This is a genomic window from Streptomyces sp. NBC_00513 (assembly GCF_041431415.1).
Classification (GTDB): domain Bacteria; phylum Actinomycetota; class Actinomycetes; order Streptomycetales; family Streptomycetaceae; genus Streptomyces.
In genome coordinates this window covers 4,887,150-4,913,631 of sequence record NZ_CP107845.1, presented here as the reverse complement: position 1 = coordinate 4,913,631, position 26,482 = coordinate 4,887,150, and the positions used below count along the sequence as shown (strand labels likewise).

General features: G+C 71.7%; 23 protein-coding genes and 1 pseudogene. 16 read left to right on the top strand and 8 right to left on the bottom strand.

Annotated features, from left to right (window positions below; translation table 11 throughout):
• The first annotated feature begins 198 nt into the window (after positions 1–198).
• The gene (locus OHA84_RS22840; protein WP_266970004.1) at positions 199–1,890 is read left to right on the top strand and encodes a chitinase; all 1,692 of its coding nucleotides are present in this window, start codon (positions 199–201) and stop codon (positions 1,888–1,890) included.
• A gap of 128 nt (positions 1,891–2,018) precedes the next feature.
• Entirely contained in the window at positions 2,019–3,359 is a 1,341-nt protein-coding gene (locus OHA84_RS22835) for a M14 family metallopeptidase (protein WP_266970006.1), read from the top strand.
• Positions 3,360–3,477: 118 nt separating this feature from the next.
• Here OHA84_RS22835 and OHA84_RS22830 read toward each other — a convergent pair whose 3' ends face one another.
• Together OHA84_RS22830 and OHA84_RS22825 are read right to left on the bottom strand one after the other, a co-directional pair.
• Positions 3,478–3,888: a RidA family protein gene (locus OHA84_RS22830; protein ID WP_053682148.1), complete on the bottom strand. Its 411-nt coding sequence runs from the start codon at positions 3,886–3,888 to the stop codon at positions 3,478–3,480.
• Positions 3,885–4,703, bottom strand: a complete 819-nt coding sequence (locus tag OHA84_RS22825; protein WP_266970008.1) for an IclR family transcriptional regulator — start codon at positions 4,701–4,703, stop codon at positions 3,885–3,887. The genes OHA84_RS22830 and OHA84_RS22825 overlap by 4 nt, the downstream gene beginning before the upstream one ends.
• A 162-nt stretch (positions 4,704–4,865) precedes the next feature.
• On the opposite strand from OHA84_RS22825, the gene OHA84_RS22820 reads away from it, so the two are divergent.
• From OHA84_RS22820 to OHA84_RS22790, 7 genes are all read left to right on the top strand, one after another.
• On the top strand, positions 4,866–6,146 hold the full coding sequence (locus OHA84_RS22820) for an amino acid deaminase (protein ID WP_053682150.1): 1,281 nt from the start codon (positions 4,866–4,868) through the stop codon (positions 6,144–6,146).
• A gap of 2 nt (positions 6,147–6,148) precedes the next feature.
• Entirely contained in the window at positions 6,149–7,714 is a 1,566-nt protein-coding gene (locus OHA84_RS22815; RefSeq protein WP_266949508.1) for an amidohydrolase family protein, read from the top strand.
• Between the two features lie 31 nt (positions 7,715–7,745).
• Entirely contained in the window at positions 7,746–8,756 is a 1,011-nt protein-coding gene (locus tag OHA84_RS22810) for a YdcF family protein (RefSeq protein WP_266949506.1), read from the top strand.
• A 103-nt stretch (positions 8,757–8,859) separates the two neighbouring features.
• Positions 8,860–9,045, top strand: a complete 186-nt coding sequence (locus OHA84_RS22805) for a hypothetical protein (RefSeq protein WP_053682191.1) — start codon at positions 8,860–8,862, stop codon at positions 9,043–9,045.
• A 229-nt stretch (positions 9,046–9,274) separates the two neighbouring features.
• Entirely contained in the window at positions 9,275–9,538 is a 264-nt protein-coding gene (locus tag OHA84_RS22800; protein ID WP_266970011.1) for a hypothetical protein, read from the top strand.
• 188 nt (positions 9,539–9,726) lie between these two features.
• Complete coding sequence (locus tag OHA84_RS22795) at positions 9,727–10,938, top strand: pyridoxal phosphate-dependent aminotransferase (RefSeq protein ID WP_053682155.1); 1,212 nt, start codon at positions 9,727–9,729, stop codon at positions 10,936–10,938.
• Between the two features lie 102 nt (positions 10,939–11,040).
• Positions 11,041–11,436 (top strand): hypothetical protein, encoded by a 396-nt coding sequence (locus tag OHA84_RS22790; protein ID WP_053682156.1) that lies wholly within the window; start codon positions 11,041–11,043, stop codon positions 11,434–11,436.
• Positions 11,437–11,611: 175 nt separating this feature from the next.
• On the opposite strand, the gene OHA84_RS22785 is transcribed toward OHA84_RS22790, so the two are convergent.
• Complete coding sequence (locus OHA84_RS22785; RefSeq protein ID WP_266949500.1) at positions 11,612–12,058, bottom strand: hypothetical protein; 447 nt, start codon at positions 12,056–12,058, stop codon at positions 11,612–11,614.
• A gap of 290 nt (positions 12,059–12,348) precedes the next feature.
• The gene (locus tag OHA84_RS22780; RefSeq protein WP_266970014.1) at positions 12,349–14,181 is read right to left on the bottom strand and encodes a phosphoenolpyruvate carboxykinase (GTP); all 1,833 of its coding nucleotides are present in this window, start codon (positions 14,179–14,181) and stop codon (positions 12,349–12,351) included.
• A gap of 219 nt (positions 14,182–14,400) precedes the next feature.
• On the opposite strand from OHA84_RS22780, the gene OHA84_RS22775 reads away from it, so the two are divergent.
• Complete coding sequence (locus OHA84_RS22775; protein ID WP_053682159.1) at positions 14,401–15,132, top strand: hemolysin III family protein; 732 nt, start codon at positions 14,401–14,403, stop codon at positions 15,130–15,132.
• A gap of 110 nt (positions 15,133–15,242) precedes the next feature.
• Here the strand turns inward: OHA84_RS22775 and OHA84_RS22770 are convergent, their stop codons facing one another.
• Positions 15,243–17,300, bottom strand: a complete 2,058-nt coding sequence (locus OHA84_RS22770) for a thioredoxin domain-containing protein (protein ID WP_266970017.1) — start codon at positions 17,298–17,300, stop codon at positions 15,243–15,245.
• Positions 17,301–17,529: 229 nt separating this feature from the next.
• Here OHA84_RS22770 and OHA84_RS22765 point away from each other — a divergent pair, with 229 nt between their 5' ends.
• Complete coding sequence (locus OHA84_RS22765; protein WP_266970018.1) at positions 17,530–18,096, top strand: Uma2 family endonuclease; 567 nt, start codon at positions 17,530–17,532, stop codon at positions 18,094–18,096.
• A 78-nt stretch (positions 18,097–18,174) separates the two neighbouring features.
• Positions 18,175–18,387 (top strand): annotated as a pseudogene (locus tag OHA84_RS22760) (hypothetical protein); the annotation flags it as partial.
• Between the two features lie 67 nt (positions 18,388–18,454).
• Here OHA84_RS22760 and OHA84_RS22755 read toward each other — a convergent pair.
• Positions 18,455–19,279: a DUF4344 domain-containing metallopeptidase gene (locus OHA84_RS22755; RefSeq protein ID WP_266970020.1), complete on the bottom strand. Its 825-nt coding sequence runs from the start codon at positions 19,277–19,279 to the stop codon at positions 18,455–18,457.
• Between the two features lie 219 nt (positions 19,280–19,498).
• Between OHA84_RS22755 and OHA84_RS22750 the strand changes: the two genes are divergently transcribed.
• Positions 19,499–22,774 (top strand): tetratricopeptide repeat protein, encoded by a 3,276-nt coding sequence (locus OHA84_RS22750; protein WP_266970022.1) that lies wholly within the window; start codon positions 19,499–19,501, stop codon positions 22,772–22,774.
• Positions 22,775–23,037: 263 nt separating this feature from the next.
• On the opposite strand, the gene OHA84_RS22745 is transcribed toward OHA84_RS22750, so the two are convergent.
• Together OHA84_RS22745 and mca are read right to left on the bottom strand one after the other, a co-directional pair.
• On the bottom strand, positions 23,038–23,268 hold the full coding sequence (locus tag OHA84_RS22745) for a hypothetical protein (RefSeq protein WP_053682163.1): 231 nt from the start codon (positions 23,266–23,268) through the stop codon (positions 23,038–23,040).
• Between the two features lie 2 nt (positions 23,269–23,270).
• On the bottom strand, positions 23,271–24,152 hold the full coding sequence (gene mca / locus OHA84_RS22740) for a mycothiol conjugate amidase Mca (protein WP_053682164.1): 882 nt from the start codon (positions 24,150–24,152) through the stop codon (positions 23,271–23,273).
• A 337-nt stretch (positions 24,153–24,489) separates the two neighbouring features.
• Between mca and OHA84_RS22735 the strand changes: the two genes are divergently transcribed.
• The 3 genes from OHA84_RS22735 to OHA84_RS22725 all read left to right on the top strand — a co-directional run bounded on the left by OHA84_RS22735 (position 24,490) and on the right by OHA84_RS22725 (position 26,404).
• Positions 24,490–24,903: a DUF4307 domain-containing protein gene (locus OHA84_RS22735; protein WP_266970024.1), complete on the top strand. Its 414-nt coding sequence runs from the start codon at positions 24,490–24,492 to the stop codon at positions 24,901–24,903.
• Between the two features lie 344 nt (positions 24,904–25,247).
• Positions 25,248–25,745: a transcription elongation factor GreA gene (gene greA / locus OHA84_RS22730; protein WP_053682166.1), complete on the top strand. Its 498-nt coding sequence runs from the start codon at positions 25,248–25,250 to the stop codon at positions 25,743–25,745.
• Between the two features lie 56 nt (positions 25,746–25,801).
• Complete coding sequence (locus tag OHA84_RS22725) at positions 25,802–26,404, top strand: hypothetical protein (protein WP_266970026.1); 603 nt, start codon at positions 25,802–25,804, stop codon at positions 26,402–26,404.
• Positions 26,405–26,482 lie beyond the last annotated feature (78 nt).

Genomic DNA, 26,482 nt, shown 5'->3' with positions numbered 1-26,482 from the left:
CCGTGCGCGGGAGCAGAGGGCGCAGGTGGCGAGAAATCCGGACATCGGGGATCGGCACACGGGTGACGTAGAGGTCATTTCAAGCCACATTGCCAAGACCCTTGACACCGGGATTGGTCTGGACCAACTTGGCTGCGGGGTACCCCACTTGCCCCTGTCACGCCTTTCACATCCCCTTCTCCCCCCACCGGAGCCTTCGTGAACCGCATACGCTCCCTCGCCCTGTTGGGCGCCGCCACCCTCGCCGCCGGAGGTCTGACCGCCCTCACCGCCGGTACGGCGCAAGCCGCCGACGTCAACGTCGCCCGGAACGGAGGCTTCGAGTCCGGCCTGTCCGACTGGTCCTGCACCGGCGGCGGCGGCGCCGTCGTGTCCTCCCCCGTCTTCGCCGGGGCCGGCGCCCTGAAGGCCACCCCGGCGGGCTCGGACAACGCCCGGTGCAGCCAGACCGTCACGGTCAAGCCGAATTCCACGTACACGCTGAGCACGCAGGTGCAGGGCTCGTACGTGTACCTCGGCGCGACCGGGACCGGCACCCAGGACGTGTCCACCTGGACCCCCGGCTCGGGCGGCGGTTGGCAGAAGCTGTCGACCACCTTCTCCACCGGCCCCAACACCACCCGGGTGACCGTCTACACGCACGGCTGGTACGGCCAGCCGGGCTTCCTCGTCGACGAGTTCAGCGTCTTCGGCCCGGACGGGGGCGGCGGCACCGATCCCGGCCCGAGCGTCCCGGGCGCCCCCGCCGGGGCCGCCGTTTCCGGCCAGAGCGCGAACGCCCTCACTCTTTCGTGGAACGCGGTGGGCAGCGCCACCGGCTACCACGTCTACCAGGACGGCGTCCGCGTCCAGACGGTCTCCTCGGCCTCCGCGCAGATCTCGGGCCTGGCCGCCTCGACCTCGTACTCCTTCCAGGTGAGCGCGTACAACGCGGCCGGCGAGGGGCCCAGGTCCGCCGCGGTGACGGGCACCACCACGGGCGGCGGCGGCAACCCGAATCCGGGCGTTCCCAAGCACGCCCTGACCGGCTACTGGCAGAACTTCAACAACGGGGCGACCGTCCAGAAGCTCTCGGACGTCTCGGCGCAGTACGACATCATCGCCGTCTCCTTCGCCGACGCCACGACCACGCCCGGCGGCATCTCCTTCAACCTCGACTCGGCGGGCCTCGGCGGCTACACGGTGCCGCAGTTCAAGGCGGACATCGCCGCGAAGAAGGCGGCCGGCAAGTCGGTCATCCTGTCCATCGGCGGCGAGAAGGGCACCATCTCGGTCAACGACTCCGCGTCCGCCGACAACCTCGCCAACTCGGCCTGGGCGCTGATGCGGGAGTACGGCTTCAGCGGGATCGACATCGACCTGGAGAACGGCCTCAACCCGACGTACATGACGCAGGCGCTGCGCTCGCTGTCGGCGAAGGCGGGCCCCTCGCTCGTCCTCACCATGGCCCCGCAGACGATCGACATGCAGTCCGCGCAGGGCGGCTATTTCAAGACGGCGCTGAACATCAAGGACATCCTGACCGTCGTCAACATGCAGTACTACAACAGCGGCGCGATGAACGGCTGTGACGGCAAGGTCTACTCCCAGGGCTCGGTGGACTTCCTGACCGCGCTGGCCTGCATCCAGCTCGAAGGCGGCCTCGACCCCTCCCAGGTGGGCATCGGCGTGCCGGCGTCCCCGAGCGGCGCGGGCAGCGGCTACGTCTCCCCGACCATCGTGAACAACGCCCTGGACTGCCTGGCCCGGGGCACGAACTGCGGTTCGTTCAAGCCGTCGAAGACCTACCCGGGGCTGCGCGGCGCGATGACCTGGTCGACCAACTGGGACGCCAAGGCGGGTGGCACCTGGTCGAACGTGGTGGGTCCGAAGGTCCACAGCCTGCCGTAGGCGGTAGGGGTGGGGGTGGCCGTGACCGCGGTCACATTGGCCGGTTTCGAATTCTTGACCCGGACATGCCATGAGAGCACGCTGTGCGCGTCCGCACGGCACCCCCACCTCCCCACCCAGGAGAACGCATGCGGCTCCACACCCGCCGAAGGGCCGCCGTCACGGCGGCCCTGCTGGCGCTCGCCCTCGGCGCACCCGCCTACGGCCTGAGCGCGACGGCGTCCACCCCACCCACCCCGTCGACCGCGACCCAGGACGAGGCGATCGTCCAGTACGAGATCCAGGGGCCGTCCACGGCCGTCGAGCGCACCGCCCTGCTCCGCACGGGCGCCTCCATCGACGAAGTGGACGCCCGCTCGGTGGTCGTCAGCGCCGACCCGATGCAGGCCAAGAGCCTGCGCGCCCTCGGCTACAGACTCACCGCGCTGCCGGGGCCGCCGGACCGCTCCGAGCGCGGCGTCGCGGCGAGCCCGATGGACTTCCCGTCCGCCGACTCGAAGTACCACAACTACGCCGAGGCGAACGCGGAGATCGACCAGCGCATCGCCCAGTACCCCGGGATCATGAGCAAGAAGGTCATCGGGAAGTCCTACCAGGGCCGGGACCTTTTCGCGATCAAGATCAGTGACAACGTCGCGACCGACGAGGCCGAACCCGAGGTCCTCTTCACCCACCACCAGCACGCCCGTGAGCACCTCACGGTCGAGATGGCCCTGTACCTGCTCAAGGAGTTCGGCTCCAAGTACGGCACCGATTCCCGCGTCACCAACGCCGTCAACGGCCGCGAGATCTGGATCATCCCCGACCTCAACCCGGACGGCGGCGAGTACGACATCGCCACCGGTTCCTACCGCTCCTGGCGCAAGAACCGGCAGCCGAACTCCGGCTCCTCGTACGTGGGCACCGACCTGAACCGCAACTGGGACTACAAGTGGGGCTGCTGCGGCGGTTCCAGCGGCAGCAAGAGCTCCGAGACCTACCGCGGGGCCGCCGCGTCCTCCGCGCCCGAGGTCAAGGTGGTCTCCGACTTCGTCCGCAGCCGGATCGTGGGCGGCAAGCAGCAGATCAAGGCCGCCATCGACTTCCACACCTACAGCGAGCTGGTGCTGTGGCCGTTCGGGTGGACGTACAACGACACCGCGCCCGGTCTGAACGCGGACGACCTGGCGGTGTACAAGAAGATCGGCACGAGCATGGCCAACAGCAACGGCTACACGCCGGAGCAGTCGAGCGACCTGTACATCACCGACGGGACGATCGACGACTGGCTGTGGGGCAACCAGCGGATCTTCTCCTACACCTTCGAGATGTACCCGTCCGAGTCCGGGGGCGGCGGCGGCTTCTACCCGCCCGACGAGGTGATCGACCGGGAGACGGCGCGCAACAAGGACGCCGTTCTCCAGCTCCTGGAGAACGCGGACTGCATGTACCGCTCGATCGGCAAGGAAGCGCAGTACTGCACGCAGTGACCTGACCGCCGCTCCACCCCGACGGGGGCGCCCCACCGCCAGGGGGGCGCCCCTCCCGCGCCCCTCCCGCGCCCCTCCCGCGCGGACGCCCGCACGCGGGCCCCCGCGGCGGCCCGCGTCAGCCGAGGACGGCCAGCGCGTCGATCTCGATCAGCAGCCCTGCGGGCAGGCCCACGTACACGGTGGTGCGGGCGGCCGGGGCCTGCTTCAGGCCCTGCTCCTCGAAGTAGGCGTTGTAGAGCGCGTTCATCTCGCCGAAGTGGTCCGTGTCGGTCAGGTAGACGCGGATCATCATCACGTCGTCCCAGGTCGCACCGCCGGCCTCCAGCACGGAACGGACGTTCTCCAGCGTCCGGAGGGTCTGGGCGCGCAGGGTGGGCCCGGCGGGGGTCGGCGGCTGTCCCTCGACGTGCGGGAGGAAGCCGACCTGGCCGGCGACCTGGAGCAGGTTCCCCTTGCGCACGCCGTGCGAGAACCTCGCGGGCGGGGTGGTGTGGGTGTCGGGGGTGATGGCGATCTTGTCGGTCACGGCGTGTCCTCCTGTGCGGGTTCCTGTACGGGTTCCTGTACTGGGCCTTGGTCGGCGTCCTGGTCCGGGTCCCGGGCGGCGCCCGAGTACTCCCGGCTGATCGTGTCGGCGCTGCGGCGCACCAGGGGCAGCAGTTCGAGCAGCGCGTCGGCGCCGACCACCACGGTGGGCGCGGAGACCGACATGGCGGCGACGACCCGCCCGTCCGGCCCGCGCACGGGCGCGCCGACGCAGTTGACGGACTCCTCGTGACCGCCGAAGTCGGTGGCCCAGCCCTGTTCCCGCACGAGGTCCAGCTCGCGCAGGAAGGCCCGGGCGTCCGGGGTGGAGCGGGCGGTGTAGGCCGGGTAGTCGATCCGGTCGGCCAGCGCCCGGCGTTCGGCCTCGGGCAGGTCGGCGAGGAGGAGCTTGGCGACGGCGGCGACGGTGAGCGGGACGGGCCTGCCGATGCGGGAGTACATGCGCACCGGGTAGCGGCTGTCGACCTTGTCGACGTACACGACCTCGTCGTCCTGGTGGAGGGCGAGGTGCACGGTGTGGCCGGTGAGCCGGTTGAGCTCGACCAGGTGCGGGTGGGCGATCCCGCGGATGTCGAGGTTCTCGATGGCCTCGGCGGCGAGGGCGAAGATGCGGGCGCCGAGCCGGTAGCGGCCGTCCTGCTGCCGGTACACGAAGCCCTGTTCGTGCAGGGTCCGCAGCAGTCGCAGGGCGGTGCTCTTGTGCACGCCGAGGTCCTCGGCGACCTCGCCGAGGCCGGCGGGGCCCCGGGCCAGCGCGGGGAGGATCCGCAGGGCCCGCTCCACCGATTGGCTCACGCCGTGTCCTCTCGCAGCGGGCCGCCGTCGCGGGCTCCCGCGGCGGGGAACGGAAGGGGAACGGAACCGACACCGTTGACCCGTCGTCATCCGGGATGTTAGACAGCCACAGGCACCACCCGCAACGCACGTTGCGTCACACGCAACGCGAGAGGATTCCGCATGGGCAGCGAAGCAGTCCGACGTCTGGCCGACGAGCCGGTCGACCACCGGTTCAAGGGTCTCCCCCCGGACGCCGAACGCGCCTCCCTCACCGTCGGGCAGCTCGCGGCCGAACGCCGGAACCTGCACACCGGCGGATTCACCACCCCCGTCCTCACCCTCGACGCCGAGGCCCTCGCCCACAACCTGGCGGCGCTGGAGACCTACGCCGAGCGCCACCACCTGGCCTTCGCCCCGCACGGCAAGACCTGCATGGCCCCCCAGTTGTTCCAACGCCAGTTGGACCACGGGGCCTGGGGCATCACCGCCGCCGTGCCCCACCAGGCCCGCGTCTACCGCGCTTTCGGCATCGGGCGGATCTTCCTCGCCAACGAGCTGGTCGACCCCGCGGCCCTGGCCTGGGTGGCCGACGAGCTCGCCGCCGATCCCGAGTTCCGGTTCGTCTGCTACGTCGACTCCGTACGCGGCGTCCAGTTGATGGACCGCGCCCTGCGCGGCCGGCCGGCCGTCGTCGACGTGGTCGTGGAGCTCGGCGCCGGCGAGGGGGCCCGGACCGGCGCCCGCACCGACGAGGACTGCCGCGCCGTCGCGGACGCCGTCGCGCAGACCGACACGCTGCGCCTCGTCGGCGTCGCCGGCTACGAGGCGGAGGTCCCGGACGCCGACCCCGAACGCGTCCACGCCTACCTGCGCCGGCTCACCGGCCTCGCGGTCGAGTTCGACAAGGCGGGCCGGTTCGCCCCGGACGTCGAGGAGATCGTCGTCAGCGCCGGCGGCTCCGCCTGGTTCGACGCCGTCGCGGACGTCTTCGCCGCGATCCCGGAGCTGTCGCGGCCCGTCCTGAAGCTGCTGCGCTCCGGCGCGTACGTCTCGCACGACCACGGCTGGTACACCCGCCTCACCCCCTTCAACCGGATCCCGGAGGAGGGCGGGCTGCGGCCCGCGTTCCGCCTGTGGGCCCAGGTGGTCTCCCGGCCCTCCCCCACCCAGGCCTTCGTCAACGCGGGCAAGCGCGACGTCGCCTACGACCTCGGGCTGCCGGAGGCGGAACTGGTGCGCGACGCCCTCGACGGGACCGAGCGCCCGGCCAACGGCGTCCGGGTCGTCAAACTGTCCGATCAGCACGCCTGGTTGGAGACGGACTCCGCCGAGGACGTCCGGGTCGGCGACTGGGTGGCCCTCGGCATGTCGCACCCGTGCACCATCTTCGAGAAGTGGCCGCTGATCCCGGTCGTGGAGGCCGACGGCACCGTCACCGACTACGTGCGCACCTTCTTCTAGCCGTGGACCTCGTCATCCGGGGGGCCCGCGTCGTCGACGGCACGGGCGGGCCCTCGTACCTCGCGGACGTGGGCGTGCACGAGGGCCGCGTCGCCGCGATCGGGAGGCTCGGCGCCGGCCGCGAGACCCTCGACGCGCACGGCCTGGCCCTCGCCCCCGGGTTCGTCGACATGCACGCCCACAGCGACCTCGCGCTGCTCCGCGACCCGGACCACGGCGCGAAGGTCGCCCAGGGCGTGACCCTGGAGGTGCTCGGCCAGGACGGCCTGTCCTACGCACCCGTCGACGACCGCACCCGCGCCGAGGTGCGGGCGGCCATCGCCGGATGGAACGGCCCGGGCGACGACGTCGACTTCGACTGGCACGACGTCGGCGGCTACCTGGACCGCCTCGACGGGGGCGTCGCGGTCAACGCCGCCTACCTCGTGCCCCAGGGCACCGTGCGCGCGACGGTGCTCGGCTGGGACGACCGTCCCGCGACCCCCGCCGAACTCGACCGGATGCGCGCGCTCGTCGCCGACGGCCTCGCGCAGGGCGCCGTCGGGATGTCCTCCGGGCTGACCTACACCCCCGGCATGTACGCGTCCGGCGCCGAACTGGCGGAGCTGTGCGCGGTGGTGGCCTCGTACGGCGGCTACTACTGCCCGCACCACCGCTCGTACGGGCGCGGGGCGCTCGCCGCCTACGCCGAGATGGTCGAACTGGCCCGCGGGGCCGGCTGCGCCCTGCACCTCGCGCACGCCACCATGAACTTCGACGAGAACGAGGGCCGGGCCGGGGAGCTGCTGGACCTCCTCGACGCGGCGCTGGCCGACGGCTGCGACGTCACCCTCGACAGTTACCCGTACACCGCCGGCTGTACGACCCTCGTCGCCCTGCTCCCGAGTCGGGCCGGCGCGGGCGGCCCCGAGGCGGTCCTCGCCCGGCTCGCGGACGACGCCGAGGCCGAGCGGATCCGGTACGCGCTGGAGGTGGAGGGTGCGGACGGCTGCCACGGGGTTCCGGTGGACTGGTCGACGATCGAGGTCTCGGGTGTCGGCGATCCGGCGTTCGACGCGTACGTCGGCACGCGCCTGACCGGTTGGGACGCGGCCCGGCGGCTGTTGCTGGGGGACCGGCTGCGGCCGACGATCCTCCAGCACGTGGGGCACGAGGAGAACGTCCGCGCGATCATGCGGCACCCCGCCCACACCGGCGGCTCGGACGGCATCCTGCGCGGCGCGAAGCCGCACCCCAGGGCGTACGGCACCTTCCCCCACTACCTGGGGCACTACGTGCGCGAGCTGGGGGTGCTCACCCTGGAGGAGTGCGTGGCGCACCTCGCGGGCCGGCCGGCGGCCCGGCTCCGGCTGCCCGACCGGGGGCTGGTGCGGGTCGGGTACCGGGCGGACCTGGTCCTCTTCGATCCGGACACGGTCGCGGCCGGGTCCACGTACGCGCGTCCGCGGGTGCTGCCGACCGGGATCCCGTACGTCCTGATCGACGGGCGTTTCGTGATGCGGGACGGTCGCAGGACCGACGTCCTGGCCGGGCGTTCGGTACGACGGACGCCGCATTCCGGCCGCTGACGGTTCAATTGAGCCGCTTACGATGTGCGGCATGCTCGCCTTCGCCCCCGCAGCCCTCCTGTTTGTCTTCTTCTGTGCGAGTGTGCGGGAGGACCGGCGGCGATTTCGCAACGCGGTCCTCCTGGGCCTCACCTTCATCAGCCTGGCGATGGCCCTGCTCTTCCAACTCACGCACCTCCCCGACACGCTCGCCAGGATCGTCGCGGTCGCGGTGTTCCTGGTGCCGGCCGTCGGGGTCGTGGCCCTCGCGTGCTTCCTCGTCGCCAACGGGGTGACCATGGTCCGCAAGGAAGGCCGCAGCCCGGGCAACCTGCTGTCCCTGCTCGCCGGTCTGGCGATCTTCGCGGTACTCGCGCTGGCGGTCGTCGCGATGGCGAGCGGCTCGACGAAGGTCGCCGGGATGACCGCCATGGTCATCATGATCGCGGTCTACGTCTCGTTCCTCTTCGTCTGCTTCCTCGCCTACGCCTACCTCTACGGGCGGATCCGGGTGCGCGGCGACGTCGACTACGTGGTGATGCTCGGCTCCGGCCTGATCTGCGGGGACCGGGTCCCCCCGCTGTTGGCCTCCCGGCTGCGCAAGGGCATGCGGATCTACGTGGCCCAGTGCGCCCGCGGCGGCACGGCCCCGCTGCTGCTTCCCTCGGGGGGCAAGGGGTCGAACGAGAAGGTCGCGGAGGCCCGGGCGATGGCCGACTGGCTGATCGCGGAGGGCGTGCCGGCGGACCACGTCGTCCTGGAGGACCGCTCCCGCACGACGGAGGAGAACCTCACCTTCAGCAGGACCATCATGGAAGAGGGGAAGGCGGACTACCGCTGTGTGGTGGTCACCAACAACTTCCACGCCTTCCGCGCGGCCATGATGGCCCGCAAGGTCGGCGTGAACGGCCAGGTGCTGGGCTCCCCGACGGCCGCGTACTTCTGGCCGAGCGCCACGATCCGCGAGTTCGTCGCGGTGTTCGTGGAGCACAAGGGGGTCAACCTGACGGTCTGCGGCACCCTGTTCGCCTTCGGGGTCCTGCTGACGCTGCTGGCCGGCTAGTCGGGGCCGGGGCGGCCGGTTTCGGGGCCCGGAACGGGCCGACGTGCGTTCATGGGGATGTCGCCGCACGATGGGGGCCAGGGGGCACTGGAGGAGGTACGCGATGGACAGTGAATCGGACCAGCGGCCCAGCCGACCGGCCCACCTCTACACCGGGGCGGAGCGTCCGTTCGACCCTGAGGACCTTGTGATGGCGCGCGGCCAGGAGCCGACTCCGGAGCGGCTCGAAAAGGCGCGTCAGATGATCGAAAAGGAGGGTCCGGCGGCGCTGGAACGCTACCTCCCGTAGCGCGCGCCTCCCGACCGGGCGCCGCCACCCGTCCCGACACGTTCGCGACGCGTCGGGCGGCGCCCGCGTCAGTGGACGGATGGCCCCGTCCTCGCCTGTGGCCACAGGTTGTGCGCCCGCCCCCTTGTGCTCGAACGCCTGCGCCTGCATACGCCCTGGACGCGCTGATCGTCGCGGCCTGGAGCCCGACGGCCGGCCCGGAGGCGTACGCGAACCACCTGGCGGCCCTGTGCACCGACCTGACCGACCCGAGTTCCGTCGGCACGCCCCGGCCGCCCTGCGGGCCCACCACGAGGCCCGCCACACGCTGCCGACCCGCGCCCCGGTCCTGCTGGGCTCCGGCATCCCGCTCTTCGGCCCCCTGCACGCGGACGTGGGCCTGACGCTCGACTCGGCGAAGGCTCTCGGCGGGGGCTTCACCCAGGCGACCTACCGGGTGGACCGGGCGTGCCGCGCGGGCGGGGCCGCCGCCCCCGCCCGTCCCCCGAGGTGACGAGCGCAACACGATCGTCACCGCCCTGCGCACACACCCGTTCCGCAGGGCGGGACCGGCGCCTGACCCCCGTTTCCAAGGAGGGACCGCGCCACCACCCACGCATCGCGCGTAATGGGGCAAATCCTCCCCCTCTTCGTGGTGCGCAATTCGAAGCGGGTCCGCGGCGAGCCCCGTAAACTCCCGTCATGCAGGTGATCCAGTCAACGAAACTCGCCAATGTCTGCTACGAGATCCGCGGGCCCGTGCTCGAAGAGGCCATGCGGCTCGAAGCGGCAGGTCATCGCATCCTCAAGCTCAACACCGGCAACCCCGCGGCCTTCGGCTTCGACTGCCCGCCGGAGATCCTTGAGGACATGCTCCGCAACCTGGGCAACGCCCACGGTTACGGGGACGCGAAGGGACTGCTCTCCGCGCGGCGCGCGGTCGTGCAGCACTACCAGACCAAGGGCATCGAGCTGGACGTCGAGGACGTCTACCTCGGCAACGGCGTCTCCGAGCTGATCCAGATGTCGATGCAGGCGCTGCTCGACGACGGCGACGAGGTACTGGTCCCCGCACCGGACTACCCGCTCTGGACCGCCTCGGTCAGCCTGGCCGGCGGCACCGCCGTCCACTACCGCTGCGACGAGCAGGCCGACTGGATGCCGGACCTCGCGGACATCGAGCGGAAGATCACCGACCGCACCCGCGCGCTCGTGATCATCAACCCGAACAACCCCACCGGCGCCGTCTACGACGACGAGATGCTGCGCGGCCTCACGGACATCGCGCGCCGCCACAACCTCGTCGTCTGCTCGGACGAGATCTACGACCGGATCCTGTTCGACGGCGCCACGCACACGAACACCGCCGCCATCGCGCCGGACCTGCTGACCCTGACCTTCAACGGGCTCTCCAAGAACTACCGCGTCGCCGGCTACCGGGCCGGCTGGATGGCGGTCTGCGGCCCCAAGCAGCACGCCTCGTCGTACATCGAGGGCCTGACGATCCTGGCGAACATGCGACTGTGCGCCAACATGCCCTCGCAGCACGCCGTCGCCACCGCCCTCGGTGGCCGGCAGTCGATCGTCGACCTGGTCCTGCCCGGCGGACGGCTGCTGGAGCAGCGCGACACCGCGTACGACCTGCTGACGCAGATCCCCGGCATCACCTGCGTGAAGCCCAAGGGCGCCCTGTACCTCTTCCCGCGGTTGGACCCGTCGGTCTACAAGATCAAGGACGACCGGCAGATGGTCCTCGACCTGCTGCGATCCGAGAAGATCATGGTGGTGCACGGTACGGGCTTCAACTGGCCGGAGCCCGACCACTTCCGCATCGTGACGCTGCCCAACGCCAAGGACCTGGCGGACGCGGTGACGCGGATCGGCACCTTCCTCGACGGCTACAGCCAGCCGTAGGAGCGGGAGGGCCGGCCGGATCCCACCGATCGACCGGATCAAGCACAACTTTAGAACCAATCCAATGTAGGATGGCTTCCTGACCACGCAGGAGGCCTCCTCATGTACGAGCCGATCCGCACCAAGTCGGTCGTCCACCGTATGGACGGCGGCCGCGACTACCCGCACAGCAGCCGCGGCGAAGCGCTGGACATCCAGCTCGCCGGGCACCTCTCGGCGCTGCTCGCCGTCACCGACGACCTCGGGCTCGACGAGGCCGGCGACCGGATCGCCGAACAGGTCACCCGGCTGCGCGGCGCCCGACCCGCCCGACTGCGCCGGCCGCGGGCGGACAACACCGCCGCGCTCCACCAGCGGGCGCACGACCTCGCCGCCCGCGCCCTGCTCGTCGCCGCGTCCCGCGCCGACACCACCGCCGCGATCCTCGCCGCCGAGCGGATGGACGCGCACGCCGCCGCCCTGCGCTCCGCCGACGCGGACCTGGCCGGCGCCCACTGACGGCCCCGGTCCGGGGCCGCGGAGGCTCCGGACCGGGTGCCATGTACCGGCGCGGGGCGCGATCAGACCGGGTGCGACGCACCCGGACGATCCGACCCGGTGCCGCGCACCCGCGCGTCGAGACCCGGTGCCGTGCACCCGGGCGCTCGGAGCGCCGGGGTTCGGGGCGGACCGCTCACGGCGTGCCCGCCGAGGGCGTGGGGCCGAACTCCGCCCCCGCCACCCCGCACCACGGCACCTTCGCCGCCGGCCACACCGGGCCCACCACCTCGGCGTGTTCCGTCGCCCCCCGCGCCACCCCGGGAATCCTGGCCAGCGCCTGGGCCGCACGACCGCCCGGCTCCGGCTCGGCGCTCTCGCGGAACTCCACCGTGACCAGGTACGCGCTCACGCCCGGGACCCGGCCCGTGACGTCGACCCCGGCCACCACCCTGCGGCCGACCGGATCGACGCGGCACGAGGTGACCCGCACGTCGTCCACCGCCGCCCCCGGCGGGACCTCCGGCGGCTCGGCCGGCCCCTCGCCGCTGGCCCACACGTACAGGCCCAGCGGAGCGAACACCAACATCCCGGCCAGCACGACCAGACCGACCAGCCAGCCCTGCCACTTCAACGCGCTCACGCCCATGGCACGATCCTCCCGGCAGCCCGCCCCTCCCACCAGCACCCAAGGGCCCACACAGCATTTCGAAGCGGGATCGCACGGACGCCGGCCGTCCACTCGACGCGGTCGCCCGACGGGCCCTGGCCGAAACGCGTGACGGCGGACCTCCGTTTGCAGGAGGTCCGCCGTCAGCAGACGCACACGACATGCCCGGAAGCGCGAACGCTCCTGACGATGGTCACGTGCTGCGGTGGGAACCGCTTGGTCGGGGGCTCCCACGTTCTCGGGCCCCGGACGGGGCGGGCGGGTCAGCCCAGGCGCTCGACGAGCGCGTGGTACTGGTCCCACAGTTCCTTCGGCGTGTGGTCGCCGTAGGTGTTCAGGTGCTCGGGGACCAGCGCGGCCTCGTCGCGCCAGATCTCCTTGTCGACCGTGAGGAGGAAGTCCAGGTCGGCGGCCGGCAGGTCCAGGCCGTCGGTGTCGAGGGAGGCCACGGTCGGCAGGACACCGATCGGGGTCTCGACGCCCTCGGCGGTGCCGTCGAGGCGCTCGACGATCCACTTCAGGACGCGGCTGTTCTCGCCGAAGCCCGGCCACACGAACTTGCCCGCGTCGTTCTTGCGGAACCAGTTCACGTAGTAGATCTTCGGGAGCTTCGCCTGGTCCTTGCCCTTGGCCACGTCGACCCAGTGGCCCATGTAGTCGCCCATGTTGTAGCCGCAGAACGGCAGCATGGCGAAGGGGTCGCGGCGCAGCTCGCCGACCTTGCCCTCGGCGGCGGCGGTCTTCTCGGAGGCGATGTTCGAGCCGATGAAGACGCCGTGGTTCCAGTCGAAGGACTCGGTGACCAGCGGCACGGCGGAGGCGCGACGGCCACCGAAGAGGATCGCGGAGATCGGGACGCCCTTGGGGTCCTCCCACTCGGGCGCGATCGTCGGGCACTGGGAGGCCGGAACGGCGAACCGGGCGTTGGGGTGGGCCGCCGGGGTCTCGCTGTCCGGGGTCCAGTCGTTGCCCTTCCAGTCGATCAGGTGGGCGGGCGACGTCTCGGTCATGCCCTCCCACCAGACGTCGCCGTCGTCGGTGAGCGCGACGTTGGTGAAGACGGTGTTGGCGTACATCGTCTTCATGGCGTTGGCGTTGGTGTGCTCGCCGGTGCCGGGCGCGACACCGAAGAAACCGGCCTCGGGGTTGATCGCGTACAGGCGACCGTCCTCGCCGAAGCGCATCCAGGCGATGTCGTCGCCGACGGTCTCGACGGTCCAGCCGGGGATCGTGGGCTCCAGCATCGCGAGGTTCGTCTTGCCGCAGGCGGACGGGAAGGCGGCGGCGATGTACTTGGCCTCGCCCTGCGGCGGGGTGAGCTTGAGGATCAGCATGTGCTCGGCCAGCCAGCCCTCGTCGCGGGCCATGACGGACGCGATGCGCAGGGCGTAGCACTTCTTGCCGAGCAGGGCGTTGCCGCCGTAGCCCGAACCGTAGGACCAGATCTCGCGGGTCTCCGGGAAGTGCGAGATGTACTTGGTGGTGTTGCAGGGCCACGGCACGTCGGCCTGGCCCTCGGCGAGCGGAGCACCGAGGGTGTGGACGGCCTTGACGAAGAACCCGTCGGTGCCGAGCTCGTCGAGGACGGGCTGTCCCATGCGGGTCATGGTGCGCATGGCGACCGCGACGTAGGCGGAGTCGGTGATCTCGACGCCGATCGCGGAGAGTTCGGAGCCGAGGGGGCCCATGCAGAACGGGACGACGTACATCGTCCGGCCCTTCATGGAGCCGCGGAAGATGCCCTGCCCACCGTCCGTGCCGGTGAAGAGGGCCTTCATCTCGGCCGGGGCCTTCCAGTGGTTGGTCGGGCCCGCGTCCTCCTCCTTCTCGGAGCAGATGAAGGTCCGGTCCTCGACGCGCGCGACGTCGGAGGGGTCGGAGGCGGCGTAGTACGAGTTCGGGCGCTTGGTCGGGTCGAGCTTCTTGAACGTGCCCTGGGCGACGAGCTCCTCGCACAGGCGCTCGTACTCGGCCTCGGACCCGTCACACCAGACGATCCGGTCCGGCTCGGTCAGGGCGGCGATCTCGTCGACCCAGGAGGTCAACGCCTTGTGCTGCGTCGGGTTGGAAGTGGGAGCCGCGTTGTCGCGCGCCACGATCGCTCCTTGTTGAGGGGTTTGTTTGGTGTTTGCCCCGTGGGGGCTGCGACCCGGACGCTTCGCGCTCCGCTCATCCGGTGCCGACCGCACTCATCTGATCATCCGGTGCATGTGCGCATATGTCCAGGGGGCTTCTCACGTGAGCATCGCCACTCGCGTCAATCTTCCGTAAAGAGGACTGACGGAAACCTACGGACCCGTAGATAGCATGTGGCCATGACTTCTGACGCCGCCGCCGCTCCGGCATCCGAGGCCGCCCCGGCCGATCCGGCCCACCCGGTCGTCGAGGCCGTCGAGGCCGTCGAGTCCGCCCTGGAACACAAGCCGCTGCTGCGCGGCTGGCTCCACCTGGGAATGTTCCCCGCCGTGATCGTCGCCGGCCTGGCGCTGATGGCCTTCACCGACTCGACCGAGGCGCGCGTCGCCTGCGGGGTCTACATCCTCACGGCCTGCCTGCTCTTCGGCGTCAGCGCGGTCTACCACCGCGGCACGTGGGGCCCCCGCGGCGAGGCGATCCTGCGGCGGCTCGACCACGCCAACATCTTCCTGATCATCGCGGGCACCTACACCCCGCTGACCGTCCTGCTGCTCCCGCCCTCCACGGGGCGGACCCTGCTGTGGGCGGTGTGGATCGCCGCCGGCGCCGGCATCGCCTTCCGCGTCTTCTGGGTCGGCGCCCCGCGCTGGCTGTACACGCCCTGCTACATCGCCATGGGGTGGGCGGCCGTCTTCTTCCTCCCCGACTTCATGCGCACCGGCGGCATCGCCGTCCTCGTGCTGGTGATCGTCGGCGGGCTGCTCTACAGCGTGGGAGGGGTCATCTACGGCATGAAGCGCCCCAACCCCTCCCCCCGCTTCTTCGGGTTCCACGAGGTGTTCCACTCGCTGACGCTCGCGGCCTTCGTCGCCCACTACGTGGGCATCTCCCTCGCCGCCTACCAGCACTGACGTCGCCGGGCGGTCGGTCCGCCGGCGATGCCACCGGACCGACGCCGGACGCGACTGCCGGACGCGACTGCGGGGCGCGACCGCGGACGCGACTCCCCCGCCCCTCGGGCTCAGGGGTGCGCGCCGCCCACCTGCTCGGCCAGTTCGGCCGGTTCTGTCGTGGGGCGGGCGCAGACGAAGTGCCGGCAGACGTACGCCGTCGGGAGGTCGTCCGTCAACGCGCGGTCGACCAGCAGCGGGAACTCCGCCGCGCCGCCGTCCGCCGCCAGTGGCAGACCGACCGCCACCACCGCGCCGGGAGCCGTCCCCAGCAACGCCGTCCGGTGCAGCGCCGCCGTCGCCGGATCCTCCGGATGGCCCACCACGGCCACCTCGCGCGGCCCGTCCATCAGCGCCTCCGCGACCGCCAGCCCGTGCCCGATGAAACGCGGAACCCGCGGCCCGAGCGCCTGAACCACCCCGAGCGCCCGCTCGGCGGCCGTGCGGTGCGTCTGCGAACCGGAGTGCGCGGCGTACGAGAGCAGCGCGCCGGCGGCGGCGGTCCAGCCCGAGGGCGCCGCCGTGTCCGTCGGGTCCTGGGGACGCCGGATCAGCTTCTCGGCGTCGTGCGCCGTGTCGTACAACGAGCCGTCCTCGGCGGTGAACCGGTCCAGCACCAGGTCCACGAGGAAGCCCGCGAACTCCAGCCAGACCCCCTCGCCGGTCACCGAGGCCAGCGCCAGGAAGCCCTCCGCGACATCGCCGTAGTCCTCCAGGACCCCGGCGTTGGGGCCGACGATCCCGTCCTTGCTGGTGCGGGCCAGGCGGGGCCCGGCCGTCGCGTCGAAGTGGACCCGCACCAGCAGGTCGGCCGCCTCGGTGGCGCGCTCGACGAGATCGGGCCGCTCGAAGAACGCCCCGCACTCGGCGAGCGCCGCGATGGCCAGCCCGTTCCAGGCGGCCACCACCTTGTCGTCCCGGCCGGGCGCGGGCCGCCCGGAGCGAGCCGCGAGCAGCCGGGCCTTGATGTCGGCGACCTTCGCCGCGTCCAGGGCCGGCCCGTCCTTCGGGAGTTGCAGCACGGAGGTGCCGTGCTCGAAGGTCCCCTCCTCGGTCACCCCGAAGCAGGCGGCGGCCGCCTCCCCGTCCTCCTCGCCGAGCACCTCGCGCAACCGCGCGGGCGTCCAGGCGTAGTACGCGCCCTCCACGTGCCGGCCGGTCGACGGGTCCTCGCTGTCGGCATCGAGGGCGGAGGCGAAACCACCCTCGCGGGTACGCAGCTCCCGGACCATGAAGTCCGCGGTCTCCAGCGCCACCCGGCGGGCGAGCTCCGACCCGGTGGAGCGCCAGAGGTGGGCGTAGACCCGGCACAGGAGCGCGTTGTCGTAGAGCATCTTCTCGAAGTGCGGCACGACCCACTCCCGGTCGACCGCGTACCGGGCGAACCCGCCGCCCAACTGGTCGTAGATACCGCCGCGGGCCATCGCCTCACAGGTGTCGGCGGCCATCTGCAAGGCCCCCTCGGATCCGGTCCGGGCGTGGTGGCGCAGCAGGAACTCCAGCACCATGGACGGCGGGAACTTCGGCGCGCCGCCGAACCCGCCGCGGGTGGAGTCGTACTCACGCGTCAGCGCGAGCAGCGCACGCGCCGCCTCCTCGGGGCCGGGAGCCTCGGCCTTGCCGTAGTCCAACTGCCTCTCGGACAGATCGCGCGTGATGCGCGACGCGACCTCGGCGACCTCATCGGGCCGGCCGACCCACGCGGCGCGCACGCCTTCGAGCACCTGGGTGAAGGAGGGCATGCCGTGGCGGGGCTCGGGCGGGAAGTAGGTGCCGAAGTAGAACGGTTCGGCCTCGGCGTTGAGGAACACCGTCATGGGCCAGCCGCCCTGCCCCGTCGCGGCCTGTACGGCCTCCATGTAGACGGCGTCGATGTCGGGCCGCTCCTCGCGGTCCACCTTGACGTTGACGAAGTGCTCGTTCATGTAGGCGGCGGTCAGCTCGTCCTCGAAGGACTCGTGGGCCATGACGTGGCACCAGTGACACGCGGAATAGCCGACCGAGAGCAGAACGGGCACATCACGCCGTCGTGCCTCCTCGAATGCCTCCGGCGTCCAGGGCCACCAGTCGACGGGATTGTCGGCGTGCTGAAGCAGATAGGGCGAGGTCACACCAGCCAACCGGTTCATACGGCCCAGCCTCTCACAGCGTCTGACGCGACCGACGAAACCCTCACGAGCCCGCCCCGCTTGGCTGAATTGCACTTATGAGTCATCCCGTGGCGGGCGGCTCCTTCCCCTCACGGTCGGCGTCGAACTTCTCCCGGCGTTCCTCCAAGTCAGGCGGCCCGACACCTCGGAACAGTAGGCTGGGCGCAGCAGCGCCGGACCTGCCGAGGCCCCTCGAAGGAGGTACACCATGACCGCCGAGATGGTGGCGCCCGCGTGGATGCATTCGCAGATCAGCGCGGACCAGTACGACTCTTGGTCCGAGGAGCAGTGCGCCGGCATCGAGATCGTGGACGGGATGGTCGTCGTGAGCCCGAGCGCCTCCAAACGGCGCCACCGGCTGGCGCGGGTCCTGGCCAATGCCCTGGACGCCGCCGCGGGCCCGGACTGGAACGCCGACACGGACTTCGATGTCCGTCTGCAGGACGTTCCGCTCACCAACCGCCGTCCGGACGTCATCGTGTACCGGGCAGAGACCATCGACCTCACGCCTACCCGCCCCGAGCACGTACTCCTGGTCGTCGAGGTCGTGTCACCCGGTTCGGAGACCACGGACCGGATCGTCAAGGTGGACCAGTACGCCAAGGCCGGCATTCCGTTCTACTGGCGGGTCGAGCAGGCCGCCACCGGTGTCCCGATCGTCTACACCTACGTTCTCGATCCCGCCACCAAGGCTTACAGGGACGGCGAGATGTTCACGGGCACGGTGAAGGCCACCGCGCCCTTCTCCGTCACGGTTGACCTTGGGGTCCTGTAGGAACCGAGAAGTCGCCCCTCACCGTCTTCCATCGAAAGCGGCGGGGCACTGGGATCGCGTGCCGGAATTTCCGTGTCCATGCCGGCAGAGCTGATCAGTGAGCTGCGATCTCGAACCGGTCGCCGTGGACTTTCCAGCTACATCACCGAGGCTGTCAGGCACCCGCTCGCCATGGACGGACTCGCCGAGATCGTGGCATCCCACGAGGAGGAACACGGCGCGCTCACCGAGCAGGAGATCGCAGCCGCCCGGCGCGAACTGTTCGGAGTCGAGGACGCGCGGGGCGCCGCGGCGCGCTTGAAGTGGGTGCTCGCGTACTCGGAGCGACGGACCGCCGCGACGCCCCGCCGCCGGCCGATCACCTCAGCAGCGGGGCCAGGGCGTGTTCCCAGGTGGCGCGGGTGGTGGGCCAGGTGGGGGCGCAGTCGCGGGTGCGGGTGGCGAGGTCCGGGTGGCGGTCGGGGGCGGCGCCGTGCAGGAGGCAGAGGTAGGCGGCGGCGCGGTCGGCCGGCGGGGCGTGTTCGTCATCGTCGGGGGCGGTGTTCGGCTCCCGCGCCGCGAGGAGTTCGTACTCCTCGGCGGCGGTCCGCAGGGCGCGTTCCCCGTCCGGGCCCTCGCGGAGCAGCATCAGGGCCGCGAAGCGGTCGGCGGTGTTCTCCTCGTCGGGGTCGGGTCCGACGGGGAGTTCGAGGGCCTCGACGAGGGCGTGGCCCGCCTCGTGGTAGACGCTCTCGGCGACGATCGCGCCGACCTTCTCGTCCGTCGTGAGGAGTTCCCGGTCCTCCGCCATGTCGTCGTAGCAGAGGTCGATGCGGTGCGCGGCGGGGTCGTAGGCGGTGCCCTCGCCCGCGCAGGAGCGGGCGACGACGGTGACCCGGTCGGGGAGGTCGAGGTAGGCGTTCAGGCGGGTGACGGCCCGGTCGGCGTGCTTCCCGTCGCGCAGGAAGTCGGCCTCGCGTTCGTCGCCGGCGGCGGGGGCCTCGTACCGTACGGCGAATCCGCGCGGTGCGGGTGCGCAGCCGCCCGAGAGCAGGGCCGTCGCGAGGGCGGCGCAGAGCGAGGCGGTCAGTGCGGCGGGCAGGACACGGTGCCGTTCCGCGCGGCGGCGTTCGGCACGGCGGCTTTCGGCACGGTGCCGTTCAGCGCGGCGGCGTTCGGCGGCGCGCGTCGGTGTCCCCGTCATCGTGCCGCCCCCACCACACTGTCGGATGTTCGGATCAGCCTACTGATCTGTCCGGGAGGCGCGGCCGGGCAGCTCCCCCGGCGCCCGGCCGTACATATATGCACGCGGTCGACCGAAGACGCGCCAACTCCCTCTGAACCGGTTCGGATTCCCTCGCGCTCGCGACCGTCCCGCAGGACACTTGGGGCACGTTGCCGGAGCGCTCTGAGGGGGATGCCGATGCGGGACAGTCATCGTGTGGAGGCCGAACGGCTTCTGGTGCGAGCCGTGGACGAGGAGGAGCGCCGGGCCGCTCCGGGGGCGCCGGTCGACAAGGCGGCCCTGCTGGCGCGCGGCCGGGAGTCCCTGGACACGCTCGCCGCGAGCGCCTCCGAGGAGTACGAGGCGTACGTGCGCGCCCTGGACGAGGCGGCGGCCGGGGACCAGTCGCTGGGCGAGGCGTTCCGGCGCGCGAACAGTTCGACGGCGTTGCTGGTCACGGCGGTCGGGGCGGTCGCGGCGGTCGGGGCGGACCTGGCCTTCGGCGTGGCGGCCGGTACGGCGTTCAGTACGGGCATGGTCGTGGGCGTCGCGGGGGCGGCCACGACGGCGGTCAAGGTGACGGCTCTTCACCTGCCGGCGGCGAACCGGCGGGCCGGGGAGGCGGGCAGGCCGGGCGGTCCGGAGCAGTTGAGGCTGCAGTGGCTGTCGGCGCTGGAGGTGCGCGGCATTCGGCCCTTTCTGGAGCAGCAGCGCCTGGCGGCGACGGCGGTGCGCAATCCGCCGCGCGTCCGGTCGGGCGTCAACGGTGGCGCGGTCGGCCTCGTGAAGCAGACGACGGGCTCCGGGCCGGCGCTGCGCGGGACGGATCGCAGCGCGGAGGCGCGGCGGCGCAGTGTGCTGGAGCAGTCGTTCAATCAACTCCCTCGCACGGACGAGGGGTTCACGGGTCGCCGGGCGGAACTGACGCGTATCGCGCAGTGGGTGCAGGCGGCGCGGGCCAGTACCGAGACCCGGCCGGTGGTCGTGGTGGTGCACGGCGAGCCCGGTTCGGGGCGTACCGCGTTGGCGTTGCGGGCGGCGCACGCGCTGCGGGACCAGTTCCGCGGGGCGTGCGTGGTGGACCTGCGGGGCGGTTCCCCGTACGGCGGCGCCGCGGAGGCCCCGCTGTCGACGCGGGAGGCGTTGTTGCACCTGCTGAACCGGCTGGGCGCCCCGCGCGAGCAGTTGTTGTTCCGCGAGGGGGCCTCGGCGGAGCAACAGGTGCGGCGGCTCGGGGAGTTGTATCACCAGCACCTCCAGGGGCTGCCGGTGACGGTCGTGGTGGACGACGCGGTGGACGCGGCGCAGGTCCGGACGCTGGTTCCGGAGCGGTCCGACAGTCTGGTCCTGGTGACGGCCTCCGGCCCGCTGGAGTTGCCCACCGACCTGGCGGCGTGGGTGCACCAGCTTCCGCTGGCCCGCCTGTCGGAGCCGGAGGCGGCCGAGGTGCTGCGCGCCGGCGCGGAGGCGGCGGGCGTTCCCGCGTACGGCGAGGAGGCCGTGCGGGAGTTGTCGGTGCTCGGTGCGGGGCTGCCGTTGGCGCTGCGCGTGCTGGCTCCGCTGGGGGAGGCAGGGGCGGCCGGGGGCTCCGGCGGCACCTTGGAGCACGCGCTGGACCTGGCGTACGTACGGCTGCCCGAGGAGCGGCGTCGGCTGTTGCGGCGGCTGACGCTGGCCGGGCGGGCCTCGCTCGGGCCGTCCGCGGCGGCGGCGCTGATCGACGCGGACCAGGTGGAGGCGGGGCGGCTGCTGCGCGAGCTGGCGCGGGCGGGCCTGCTGGACCCGGTGCGCGGGGAGCGGTACCGGATGCACGACGCGGTGCGCGCGTACGCGGCGGCGCGGTTGACGGCCGACGAGGACCGGGCGGAGGCGGCGGCGGCCCACGAGCGGCTGATCCGCAACTACGCGCAGCTCGCGGACTCGGTGATCCGGATGGTCGACGGGAAGATGTCCACCCGCGCCAACCACTTCGGCGGGCACGGCTTCGCCTCGTTGGACGCGGCGCTGCGCTGGCTGGACGACGAGTCGAGCTTCATCACGGCGGCGCTGCGGCACTCGCAGGACGTGGATCAGCAGGCGGTGCTGGACCTGCTGGGCGCGCTGTGCGACTTCTGTCTGCTGCGCGGGGACCTGTACCGGCTGGGTGAGATCAACGAGCTGACCCAGGCCGTGGAGGCGGGGCAGCGGGGGGAGCCGGGGCGGGGCGGCCGGATGGCCCGCTCGGTGCAGTGGCGCACGGGCATCGCCGCGCGCCAGCTCGGCGACCTGGACAAGGCCCGCACCACGTTGACCTCGGTCGTCGACCAGTACATGGAGGCCGAGCAGGAGGCGGGCGCGGCGATGGCCCTGGTGTCGTTGGGCATCACCCTGCACCACCAGGGCAACCTTCCGGAGGCGGCGGCCCGGCTGCGCGAGGCGCTGGCCCTCCAGGAGTCGCCGGAGCTGGCGGGTGACCGGGCGTGGGGGTTGCACGCGCTGGCGGCGGTGCAGCGGGACCGGGCGGAGCTCGGGGAGGCGCTGACGCTGCTGGAGCGGTCCATCGCCCTGCACCGGGAGAGCGAGAGCGTGCACGGGGAGGCGTGGGCGCACTTCCAGCTGGGGCAGGTGTACCTGCGGATGGGTGCGCCGGAGCGGGCGGAGCCGGAGCTGCGGCTGGCCCTGGAGATGTACGGGCGCACCCGCGACGACCGCGGTCAGGCCTGGGCTTTGACCCAGTTGGGCCGGGCGCGGGTGGTCGACGGGGACCCGGGGCCGGCGCTGGAGCGGCTGCGGGACGCGCTGGCCCGGCACCGGCTGGCGGAGGACGCGCGCGGCGAGGCGTGGACGCTGTACTACCTCGGGCAGGCGTTGGAGGAGGACGGCGAGCGGGACAAGGCGGTGCGGGAGCTGGAGCGGGCCCGGACGATGTTCTCCCGGATGCGGGACGTGTACGGGCTGGCGCACGCCCGGCACCACTCGGGCCGGGTGACGCGCGACCAGCGGGCGGCGCAGACGGGGAACCTGCGGAACTCCGGTTTCGCCCGCCAGCTGCTGGTGGACGCGCGGGCGGACTTCCGGCGGATCGGGCTGGCCCACGGGGAGGGCTGGACCTGCCTGGAGCTGGCGATCGTGGACGCGGGCAACGCGCGGGTCCCGCAGGCGCTGGGGCTGTGCGAGGAGGCGGCCCGGCTGTTCGCCTCGTACGGGGACCTGCGCGGGGAGGACTGGGCGCGTTTCCTGCGCTGCACGATGCTGCCGTACGCGGTCCCGTCGGTCCCGGGCGCCTCGGACGAGGCGCGGGCGGAGCTGGCGCGGCTGGCGGCGGCCCCGCACCCGCTGCGTGACCGGCGGCTGGAGGACTGCCTGGAGACGTACGGGGTGATCCTGGGGCGGGGCGTGGATCCGGCGGAGGGCTGGCAGGCGTGGCGCCTGGGCATGGTCCCGAACCTGCGGTCGCGGGAGGTCATGGGGGTGCCGGTGGTGCCGGTCGCCTGACGGCCCCGGACGGGACCTGCCGCGTCCGGCGCCCGCCTGACAGTCGGACGGGACCCGCCGGTCCCCGGCGGGCGCCTGACGGCCCCCAGCGGCCCCGGACGGGCCCCGGCGGGGCGCCCCGGTCCGGGCGTCCCGGCGCCTGCCGTGATCGCGCACGCGTACGTGCCACCGCCCCACCGGTCCGCGGGTGGGGCGGCGGTCGTCGCGCGTGCGTCCGACGCCCGCGTGGGCCCCGCGGGCTCAGGGGCCCGCGGGGCAGGGGCCTACGGGGCCCGCGTGCCGTCCGTCGCCGTGCCCTTGGCCGCCGGTTCGGGGGCTTCCTTGAAGTCCACCCGGCCCATGTGCCTGCTCATCGACTTCATCAGGCCCCACACCCCGAGGGCGAGGGCCGCGAACACGATGAAACCGAGGATTCCCGGGGTCACCTTGTTCTTGTCGAAGGTGTCGCCGGCCAGCGGGAGGAGCTGGACGATTGCTTCCTGCGTAGCGCTCATGACTACGCATTCTCCCGGATGCCCGCGAAGAGGTCGGACTCGGGGAGGGAAGTGTCCACCAGCGACTTCGCCAGTTCGTACTCCTCGGTCGGCCAGACCTCCTTCTGGATCTCCATCGGAACGCGGAACCAGCCGCCGTCCGGGTCGATCTGCGTGGCGTGCGCGATCAGCGCCTTGTCACGGATCTCGAAGAAGTCCGCGCAGGGGACGTGCGTGGTCAGCGTGCGTTCGGTGCGCTCGAACTCCTTCCAGCGCTCCAGCCACTCCCCGTAGGGGGACTCCAGGCCGCGGGAGAGCAGCGCCTCGTGCAGGGCGACGGTGCGCGGCTTGTTGAAGCCCTGGTTGTAGTAGAGCTTCTGCGGCTGGTAGGCCGGGCCGAACTCGGCCTCCGGGTACTTCTCGGTGTCCGCCGCGCCCTCGAAGGCCACCATGGAGATCTGGTGGGTCATGATGTGGTCGGGGTGCGGGTACCCGCCGTTCTCGTCGTACGTGGTGACGACCTGCGGCCGGAAGGCGCGGATCTTCTTCACCAGGCGGCCGGCGGCCTCGTCGACGTCGGCGAGCGCGAAGCAGCCTTCGGGCAGCGGCGGCAGCGGGTCGCCCTCGGGCAGCCCGGAGTCGACGTAGCCGAGCCACTCCTGCTCGATGCCGAGGATCTCGCGCGCCTCGTCCATCTCCTTGGCGCGGACCTCGTGGATGTGCTCCTCGATGTACTTGTCCCCCTGGAGCTTGGGGTTCAGGACGGAGCCGCGCTCACCGCCGGTGCAGGTCACCACCAGCACGGGCACCCCTTCGGACACGTACTTGGCCATGGTGGCCGCGCCCTTGCTCGACTCGTCGTCGGGGTGGGCGTGGACGGCCATCAGTCGAAGCTGCTCGGTCAAGACAGGATCCTCTGGTACTCGTCTGGCAAAAGGGAAGGCCGGTGGGCGCCTTCTATAGTCACTCCTCCCCTCAACAAACGGAGACGAGGGAGATTCCCGGCACACTCGTCCCGGGGGACGAGGCCCCGCACGCGGTGCCCGTGTACATGCGGTCCGACCAAGGTAATGCGTGCCCGGGCCGCCCTTCGCCGGTTTTCCCGGGCCCTCGGATTCCGCTTTCACCGCCCGCGCCGACGGCCCCCTGATTCCGCCCCGGACCGGGGGGCGTGACATCCTCCGGTTACGGTGACCGGACCGGAGGAGCGAGGCTTCCCGGCCCTCGCGAAAGGAACGATCGATGAGCACGGTGCGCGAAGGACTGCCCGAGGGTCGCTACGGCCGGTCGGCGGACGAGCGCGCGGACCGGAAGCTCAAGATCGTCGGGTCCGTGCTCGGGGTCGGGCTGCTGGGCGTGGTCGGCTGGATCGGCTGGGACTACGTCGGCGGGCAGACCGTCAGCGCCGAGGTGATCAAGTTCCAGATCGTGTCGGACAGCGAGGTCAAGGTGCACCTGGAGGTCCGCAAGGACACCGGGGTGACCGGGGTCTGCACCCTCAGTTCCCAGGACGAGGGGCACGGCGAGGTGGGCCGCGCCGACTTCACCTTCGGGCAGCGGGACGCGCGCGTGGACGAGGTCGTCTCGCTGAAGACCACCGGGCGGGCGACGACGGTCGAGCTGGTCGGCTGCCAGGCCGCCGGCGCCGCCTCGTAGGCCGTCCCTTCCGGATCCCGCCCTCTCGGATCCCGCCCTCTCGGATCTTGCCGGGTCGGATCTCGCCCGGTCGGGCAGCCCGGGGGCCACGGCCCCGCCACCGACCGGTACTGACCGTTCCTGACCGGTGGCGCCCATTACGGATCGGTAGCGCGCCACGCCCGGGAAGATTGCCCTCGCACCCCGCACCAGGCGTGTGACCTGCGACGCCGCCCGGCCCGGCGACGCGCGATGACACACTTCATACACAGGGTGTCCTCCCCCTTTTCTTCCCGAATTGTTAGGCTCGTGGTTTCGTCCGCCGCTGGCGGCTTTGAAGTCCCCTGTACCGACGAGGAGCACCCGTGACCCAGACGAGCGAGAGCGTCACCTGGCTGACCCAGGCGGCGTACGACCAGCTGAAGGCAGAGCTGGACTACCTCTCTGGTCCCGCACGCACGGAGATCGCCACGAAGATCGCAGCTGCCCGTGAAGAGGGCGACCTGCGTGAGAACGGCGGTTACCACGCGGCCAAGGAGGAGCAGGGCAAGCAGGAGCTCCGGGTCCGCCAGCTGACCCAGCTCCTGGAGAACGCGAAGGTCGGCACCGCCCCCGCCTCCGACGGCGTGGTCGCCCCCGGCACTCTCGTCAAGATCGCCTTCGACGGCGACGAGGACGACACCATGGAGTTCCTGCTGGCCTCGCGCGAGTACGCGTCCTCGGACTTCGAGACCTACTCCCCGCAGTCCCCGCTGGGCACCGGCGTGATGGGCAAGAAGATCGGCGAGGACGCCTCGTACGAGCTGCCGAACGGCAAGACGGCGGCCGTCAAGATCCTCGACGTCAAGCCCTTCACCGGCTGAGCACCCGCGCACGTCGAGAGCCCCCGCCCGGATCGAATCCGGGCGGGGGCTCTCGCGTGACCGGGCTCTTCCCGCACGCCTCCCGGAAGCCGACGCCGCCCGTCCTTCACGGTCCGAATCAGGCCGAAACCTGGCCGGATTCGCATCACGAACGTCCACACATGGCGGGTAGCTTCTCTCGTGCTCACCCGAACAAGACATCGAACAAGGCGCCGACCGAGGCACCGCACGAGGCACCGCACGAGGCGAACACCCCACCGCGCATGAGCGAGGAGCGAATTGTGAAGGGCGTATTCCGATTGGCGGGAACCGCAGCCGCGGCCGTCGCGCTTGTTTTCACCAGTGCGCTGACGGCCCAAGCGGACGCGCAGGCGTCGGGCACGGTGAAGGCCCCCTATGCGAGCGGCGGCAAAGTCGTCGGCTCGGCCAACCTCAACGGCCCCAACGCCCCGACCAAGTTCTGCGTCACCTTGCTGGCGGCGCACCCGTACACCCCCGACGTCGCGATCTCCACGACCTGCAAGACGATCTCCGCGGGCAAGGTGACGACGAAGGCGGCGATTCCGCCGTGCGGCAAGTACGCCACCTTGGCGAGCGCGAAGGTGAACGGACGCATCACCTTCTACAAGAAGTCCGGGTACACGCTCTTCTGCTCGTGAGTACGAGGAAGCCCGCCGGTTGCGATCGGCGGGCTTCCCGATGCCGTCCGTGTGATTCCGTCCGCGCTTTCAAGGGAC

Coding starts and splice junctions, on each gene's coding strand:
- OHA84_RS22735 (WP_266970024.1), top strand. CDS start 24,490: ATGAGCACGGTGCGCGAAGGACTGCCCGAGGGTCGCTACGGCCGGTCG.
- OHA84_RS22835 (WP_266970006.1), top strand. CDS start 2,019: ATGCGGCTCCACACCCGCCGAAGGGCCGCCGTCACGGCGGCCCTGCTG.
- OHA84_RS22810 (WP_266949506.1), top strand. CDS start 7,746: ATGCTCGCCTTCGCCCCCGCAGCCCTCCTGTTTGTCTTCTTCTGTGCG.
- OHA84_RS22750 (WP_266970022.1), top strand. CDS start 19,499: ATGCGGGACAGTCATCGTGTGGAGGCCGAACGGCTTCTGGTGCGAGCC.
- OHA84_RS22790 (WP_053682156.1), top strand. CDS start 11,041: ATGTACGAGCCGATCCGCACCAAGTCGGTCGTCCACCGTATGGACGGC.
- OHA84_RS22765 (WP_266970018.1), top strand. CDS start 17,530: ATGACCGCCGAGATGGTGGCGCCCGCGTGGATGCATTCGCAGATCAGC.
- OHA84_RS22755 (WP_266970020.1), bottom strand. CDS start 19,279: ATGACGGGGACACCGACGCGCGCCGCCGAACGCCGCCGCGCTGAACGG.
- OHA84_RS22795 (WP_053682155.1), top strand. CDS start 9,727: ATGCAGGTGATCCAGTCAACGAAACTCGCCAATGTCTGCTACGAGATC.
- OHA84_RS22770 (WP_266970017.1), bottom strand. CDS start 17,300: ATGAACCGGTTGGCTGGTGTGACCTCGCCCTATCTGCTTCAGCACGCC.
- OHA84_RS22745 (WP_053682163.1), bottom strand. CDS start 23,268: ATGAGCGCTACGCAGGAAGCAATCGTCCAGCTCCTCCCGCTGGCCGGC.
- OHA84_RS22775 (WP_053682159.1), top strand. CDS start 14,401: ATGACTTCTGACGCCGCCGCCGCTCCGGCATCCGAGGCCGCCCCGGCC.
- OHA84_RS22820 (WP_053682150.1), top strand. CDS start 4,866: ATGGGCAGCGAAGCAGTCCGACGTCTGGCCGACGAGCCGGTCGACCAC.
- OHA84_RS22805 (WP_053682191.1), top strand. CDS start 8,860: ATGGACAGTGAATCGGACCAGCGGCCCAGCCGACCGGCCCACCTCTAC.